Raw genomic sequence first — 6,141 nt, 5'->3', positions numbered from 1 at the left:
CGTCGAAACAGCCCCAGGCCTGTTTCGACGTCGCCGATAGTTCTGCGGACATGCGCTGAGCATTCACCAATCGCAAAGATGGTGCCGATTGCGATCGATCTGCGCGAAAGTGAACGCGCAACGCGGTGACCGATGGGCAGGGGGCGGCTCGTGTGTGGACGAGCGGCCCGCTACTTCGAAACAGGCCCTAGCTGTGTCGACCCGTGCGCGCACTGTGCCCACCCAGTTCTGAAACAAATGCACTCCAAAAGCTGACGGCGGACGCGTGGGTGCCGTTACGGTGGGGGCCGCCGAGAGTATGAGTCGGCGGTTGCTCGATCAGAGGAGTGGGCGCAGTGCAGCGTCGCAGCATTCGATGGGTCGTGGCGGCGGTGCTGGGCGCCGTTACCGCGACGATCATCACCGGCGTCCCCGTGTCCGCGGCGCCTGCCAGCGCGCCCGGTGTCACGCTCGGTTCCGTGACCTCGCCGGATGGGTCCTTCATCGAGCGGATGGAGGTTACCGATGCGCGGCATCTGCGGCTGTACGTGCATTCGGCTGCGATGAATCAGACGTTCCCGGTCGATGTTCAGCGGCCGGCCGATGTCTCTACGCCGAAACCGGCGCTGTATCTGCTCAACGGCGCGGGTGGCGGGGTGGACCGCGCCTCGTGGCAGCTGCGGACCGATGCGCTGGACTTCCTGTCCGACAAGGACATCAATGTCGTGCAGATCATCGGCGGGGCGTGGACGTTCTACACCGACTGGGTCAAGCCCGATCCCGTGCTCGGGGTGAACAAGTGGCAGACCTATATCGCCGAGGAACTGCCGCCGCTGATCGATGCGGCGCTGGGGACCAATGGGGTCAATGCAATTGCGGGCCTGTCGATGTCGGGCATCCCCGTGCTGAACCTGGCTATCGCCAAGCCGGGGCTGTTCCGTAGCGCGGCGGTCTACAGCGGGCTCACTCAGGTCAGTGATCCGGCGGGACAGCAGGCGGTGAAGCTGACCGTCGAGCTGTACGGCGGCGGTGATGCCGAGAACATGTGGGGGCCGGTCGGTGGGCCGTTGTGGGTGGCCAACGATCCGCTGGTGAACGCCGAAAAGCTGCGTGGCACGCATCTTTTCGTCTCGACCGGCACCGGCATACCGGGCATTCACGATCAGCCCGGTGGGCCGTTCCGGATGGAGAAGCCCGCCGATACGCCCAAGACCGTGGCTCTCGGTGCGCTGATCGAGGGCGCGATCTTCGTATCCTCGCACAATCTGCAGGCGCGGCTGGATCAGCTCGGCATTCCCGGTACGTTCGTCTACCGCGATACCGGTACCCATTCATGGGGCTACTGGCAGGACGATCTCAAGACGTCGTGGCCGGTGCTGGCGAAGGGGCTGTTCCCGCAGCCGTGATACCGACGACCCCCGGGTGCACCTGCGGCACCCGGGGTTTTGGTTCTCAGGCGGCGTCGCCCACAGGCAGCGCGGCGCGCTCGAGGGCGTCGTGGAACCACTCCAGGATCTCCACTCCCGCGAGGATGCCTGCCGACTCGGTGACGGTGAGGTTCGGACCGGTGAAGTTCAGCTCCTCGAGTTCGCCGTGCCGGGGGCGGATCGCCGCATCGGCCGCCGTCAGCATCGGGGCGTCCAGCGCGCCGTCGCCCGCGGTGAACAGCTCCGCGTCCTCGGACAGTTCACCGGATTCCACCACGCGGCGACGGACTTCGGCGACGGCCAGGCTCTTGCAGACGGCGTCGGGCATCGTGTAGATTTTGCGACCCTGCTGCGAAGCCGACCAGCCTTGCGTACGACACCACGCGTCCCATTCGGCGAGGAACCCCTCCGGGACCGCGTCGGGCCGGACGACCAGGTAGCAGAACAGGTCGTCGGCCTCCCGGTACTTGGTGACCCAGGAATCGTCGATGCGGGAGCGCCATTCGGCCCCGATCTCGGCGAGGGTGGCGCCGGAGGCCTTCACCTGATCGTCGATCGCGGTGCGCCAGGTCGGGTCGGGCAGGCCGTCGACCAGGATGTTGCCGCCATTGCTGGTGATGGCGTAGCGCCACGGCGCGCCGGGCAGGTCGATCCGCTGGAACTGTTCGATCGTGCGGGTCGTCGTCGGGATGACCGGCGCGAGCGCGGCGAGGGCGGCGAGCCGTTCCACGGCGGTGGTGGTCATGTACGACAGCGGCTCGCCCTCGTAGTACTCCACACACTGCTTCGCTACGGCGTCGGCGCCGCCGAGCCCGTTGCGCGAGAAGATCATCGTGCGATCGAGATCGGTGGCGAATAGGGCGTCGGCGGTCACTGATCCAGCTCCTTGATCAAGCCCATGCAGGAGTAGGCCAGGTCTCCGACCACCTCCACCGGGACATTGCGCGCCGCGGCGAGCAGGCGGATGTGCGCGTGCTCGGGAGCATCGGCTTCCCGAACCAGCACCCGCCACGGTACCCGGCGCAGCAGCACGCGGGTGGTCTCGCCGACACCCGGCTTCACGAAATTCACTGTCGCGACACCATATTCGGCACGCACCCGCTCCACCGACGCCCAGCCCGACCAGTCGGGAGTGCGATCGGAGTCCCGGATCGCGGCGACCGCGGCGGGCACCTGATCGCGGATGGTCTCGAAGGCGGCGGTCACCGCGTCGAGTAGCTGGTTGGAGACATCGGCGTCGGCGAGCTCACGGTAGAACTTCGCGCCGTGGAATTCGCCGGGGCCGATCAGGGTGTCGTTGAGGACTGTGCGCGAGACCAGCCCGGAGACCGTGGAATTCAGGCACGCCGAGGCGATCAGGAAGTCGTCGCGGGTGCCATAGGTGCGCACGGAGTTGCCGGGATCGGCGAGCACAACCAGCTCGTCGTTGAACCGGGCGCCACCGGCGGCGTGATAGGCGTCGAGCGCCTCGGTGAGCTCGCGGGTGATGGCGCCCTTGCCGGTCCAGCCGTCGACGAACACGATTGTGGACGGATCATGGTGATGGGCAAGGTAATCCAAGGCCACCGCATCGATACCGCGATCACGCACGATCGACACCGCGTAGTGCGGCACGGTCAGGCTGGGCCTGCCGACACCGCTGGCCAACCAGCGCCGCATGAGCACCCCGACCGGAGTACCCGCCCTGGCCAGCGAGACCAGCACGATGTCCTCGCCACGTTCGGCGACGACGAGCTCGGCCACTGTGGCCACGGCCAGTGCCAGCCGGTCCGCGCTGTCAGCCAGCACGCGGTCGAACAGTTCCCGGTACTCGGCATCGGGCTGGTACTCGACCGGCAGCGACTCAGCGTAGTGGGCGACCCCCGCCTGGATCCGCCGCTCACGCTCGGCGACATCGGCTTCCAGGTCGGCGCCCGAGAGGTCCTTCAGAAGCCACGACACCTCTTCGGGCGCATAGGAACCGAAGTCGGGTCCCCGCAGTGCTCCGGGAAACGGACGCCCAGGTCCCGGCACGTCGGCAGAACCAGGCAGGCCGGAATCATCCGAACCGCGAACCCGCTGATCAAGAGTTAGCCGCTCCGCCGACTCCGCGACGGCAGCCTCAGCGCCGGGACGATGGCTTTCATGATCGGCACCGCTCGCCTGATCGAAACCGCTCATTTGACCGGCACGGCTCGCCGAGGCGTCGGACTCACCAGCCCGCGATGCTGCCGTGCTACCGACGTGCGGTTCCCGGGAGTCCGCGTCAGGCAGCGTACCGATCGGCTCATCAGCGTCCGGCACATCGGCCGATAAGCGGTCGGACCCCGCACCGGTCACCGCCGGAACCGAAGTCCTGGCCGTGTGCAGCGCTCGCGGGTCCGCGCCGGGGAGGACGGCGATCAGTACGTCGGCGCCGGAGGCTGTGAGCACGTCGACGAGGCCGCCGGGGGCGGTGAGCTCTGGGGTGTCGGCAGGCGGGTCGATAACCACCAGCAGAACGGGCTTCTCGCCCTCGGCCCACTGCGCGTTGTAGAGATAACGCTGGGCGGTCGCATCCGGCTCCGGCGCCGTGAAGCGGAAGCCCCTGCGAAGCGGGTAGCCGGGTTCGTCGAGCACGTATGCCGGTGAACGCGTGGTGGTTTGGAAGCGGGTGGGAGTGCCCGATTCCGCCAGTTCGGCGGCCAGTCGCAGCGGCAGGTACATGAGTTCTTCGTGGCCGAGCACGATCACCGGGCGGCCGGCGAACTCGGCGTCCAGGCGCGAGTGCACCTCGTCGGTGGCGGCCTTAAGCGCGATATCGAACGCCGCGACATCCGAGTTCAGGATGCCGTGCCTGCCGCCTTCGGGAACGTCCGCGGGCCAGGTCAATTCGATGCGGCCGAACGAACCACGCTGCGCCGCCACCGGATTGAGGTCCGGTTCCGGCATCGCGGTGACCGTTTCGATCAGGCCGTCAGGCAGCTCGGTACGGCCGGAAGCCAGGCAGACGGTATCGATGCGCGCGCCGAGTTCGGCGGCGAACGCTTCGAACTTGGCGCGGTCGGCGGCGGTACGCATGTCGACCAGCGAGGCGAGTACGTAGTGCGTGCGCGGCGCGAACGCGTGCAGCGCGCGGACCGCGTCGATGGCGGTATCACCGGTGGAGATCTCGTCGTCGACCAGCACCAGCGGCAGATCGTTGACGAAGATGTCGGCGGGTGCGGGTTGCAGCAGGTGCGAGGTGGCGTGCGAATGCCCCTCCTCGAAACCGGTCAGCGTGGTGGCCCGCGGTTCCGCCCTGCGGGTGGAGTGCAGGTAGCAGCCCGCACCGAGACGTGCCGCGACGCAGTGACCCAAACCGGTTGCGGTCTCGGCGAATCCGAGCACGACGGGCTCCCGGTCACCGAGTTTCGAGTGCACCAGATCACCCAGGCGATTACCCGCGCCGATCACGATGCGCGGATCGGTCGGCAGGTGCTTGCCGAGCACGGTCGACACCAGCAGGTGCGCCCGGCGCGGATTACGCCGCAGCCCCGGCTGGACCAGCGCGGCGATCGAGAGCTCACCAGGCAGCGCGTCCTCGGCCGCCGACGCGGCGAACGACTCACCGTGCTGTAGTTCGATACCCAGATTCTCTGTCGCCCAAGGTATTTCGAGATCCAGTCCGAACATGCTCATTCGGCGATCATCGCTGTCAGCAAATCCACGAAGGACACTCCCTTGTTCGCGACCCCGAACGCACGAGCCCGGACCAGCGTCTGGCGGGCCCAACTGCGGTGCGGGCGCATCTCGTTCATCTTGTTGCGGTATTCCGAGGCCGCGACGCCGCCGACGTCGGCCTCCATGATGTGCAGCGCGTCGGCGTACTCCTCGTGGGTCACCACCGACAGCGCGTGCACGGCGGCGACATGCGAGGGGTGGATCACCGTCTTGCCCTGGATGCCGTTGGCGCGGTCGAGGGTGATCTCGCGCAGCAGGCCGTCCAGGTCGCGGCTGACCAGGTACTGGCGGAACGGCACCGCGTCGGACTCCTCGAACGGCGCGGTCCGCAGCAGCGGCCGGAACATCCGCTCGTGGTCGGCGAAGTACTCCCACACCGGCCCGGTGATGATGAAACCGGTGCCGTCGGCGCGGCCGAGGTAGTTGACGATGTCGGCGATCACGTCGGCGACCACGCGCACGTCGTAGATCGTGAGATCGCGGTCGCGGCGGATGCCGAAGGTCGAGCACATGTCGGTGGCGCCGATCCGCACCGCGAGCAGTTGATCACGGTGCTCGCCGAGCAGATCGGCGATGCGCGAGAGCTGCTCGTCGCGAGTCTGGCGATGCACCAGGCTCGCCGATTCGAGCACCGGCATGCCGTAAACCGGCCGATCCAGCCTGTGCCGCGCGTCCCCGAGCGCGGCCAGGTAGGCGGGCCCGGTGACGGCGTCGAACTTGGGAAAGACGAAGCCGGTGAGCACGTCGGCGCCCGGCCCGAGCCGGTCGACCAGCTCGGTGACGGTCTGCGGGTCACGCACCCGGATGAACAGCATCGGGTTCGGATCCTCGCCGCGGGCGAGCAGATCCAGCGTCGCGACGGCGTGCTCCTTGGCGGTCTCCACCTGGTGGTCGGCGACGGCGTCCTCGAGGTCGATCACCATCGAGCACACGCCGCGCGCCGCGCGCCGCCCGATGGTGGCGGCCAGGTCGGGGCGGGTCGCAGGGCCATACAGCGTCGCGCCGAGCGCGGTCGCCAGCAGTTCCCGGGGGTGGGGGGACTCGCGGGGCGACG

General features: G+C 68.1%; 4 protein-coding genes and 1 pseudogene. 1 reads left to right on the top strand and 4 read right to left on the bottom strand.

Features of this window, described 5'->3' with window-relative positions:
* Nucleotides 1–335 precede the first annotated feature (335 nt).
* Nucleotides 336–1,385 carry an alpha/beta hydrolase gene (locus ACFWPJ_RS11140; RefSeq protein ID WP_378849700.1) on the top strand — a complete coding sequence of 350 codons (1,050 nt, stop codon included), beginning with the start codon at nucleotides 336–338 and terminating at the stop codon, nucleotides 1,383–1,385.
* Between the two features lie 46 nt (nucleotides 1,386–1,431).
* On the opposite strand, the gene ACFWPJ_RS11135 is transcribed toward ACFWPJ_RS11140, so the two are convergent.
* The 4 genes and pseudogenes from ACFWPJ_RS11135 to ACFWPJ_RS11120 form a co-directional block, all read right to left on the bottom strand.
* Complete coding sequence (locus ACFWPJ_RS11135; protein ID WP_378849704.1) at nucleotides 1,432–2,238, bottom strand: HAD family hydrolase; 807 nt, start codon at nucleotides 2,236–2,238, stop codon at nucleotides 1,432–1,434.
* Between the two features lie 38 nt (nucleotides 2,239–2,276).
* Nucleotides 2,277–3,386, bottom strand: coding sequence for a cysteine protease StiP family protein (locus ACFWPJ_RS11130; protein WP_378849702.1), 1,110 nt, complete (start codon nucleotides 3,384–3,386; stop codon nucleotides 2,277–2,279).
* A 441-nt stretch (nucleotides 3,387–3,827) separates the two neighbouring features.
* Nucleotides 3,828–5,039: pseudogene (locus ACFWPJ_RS11125) on the bottom strand (phosphoribosyltransferase family protein); the annotation flags it as partial.
* Between the two features lie 2 nt (nucleotides 5,040–5,041).
* A partial coding sequence (locus ACFWPJ_RS11120) for an HpcH/HpaI aldolase/citrate lyase family protein (protein ID WP_378849698.1) occupies nucleotides 5,042–6,141 on the bottom strand: 1,100 nt, incomplete at its 5' end.

Origin of the sequence: Nocardia sp. NPDC058497 (genome assembly GCF_042720195.1) — a bacterium.
Classification (GTDB): domain Bacteria; phylum Actinomycetota; class Actinomycetes; order Mycobacteriales; family Mycobacteriaceae; genus Nocardia.
The sequence above is the reverse complement of the archived record's forward strand: the minus strand, read 5'-3'. Positions and strand labels throughout refer to the sequence as shown.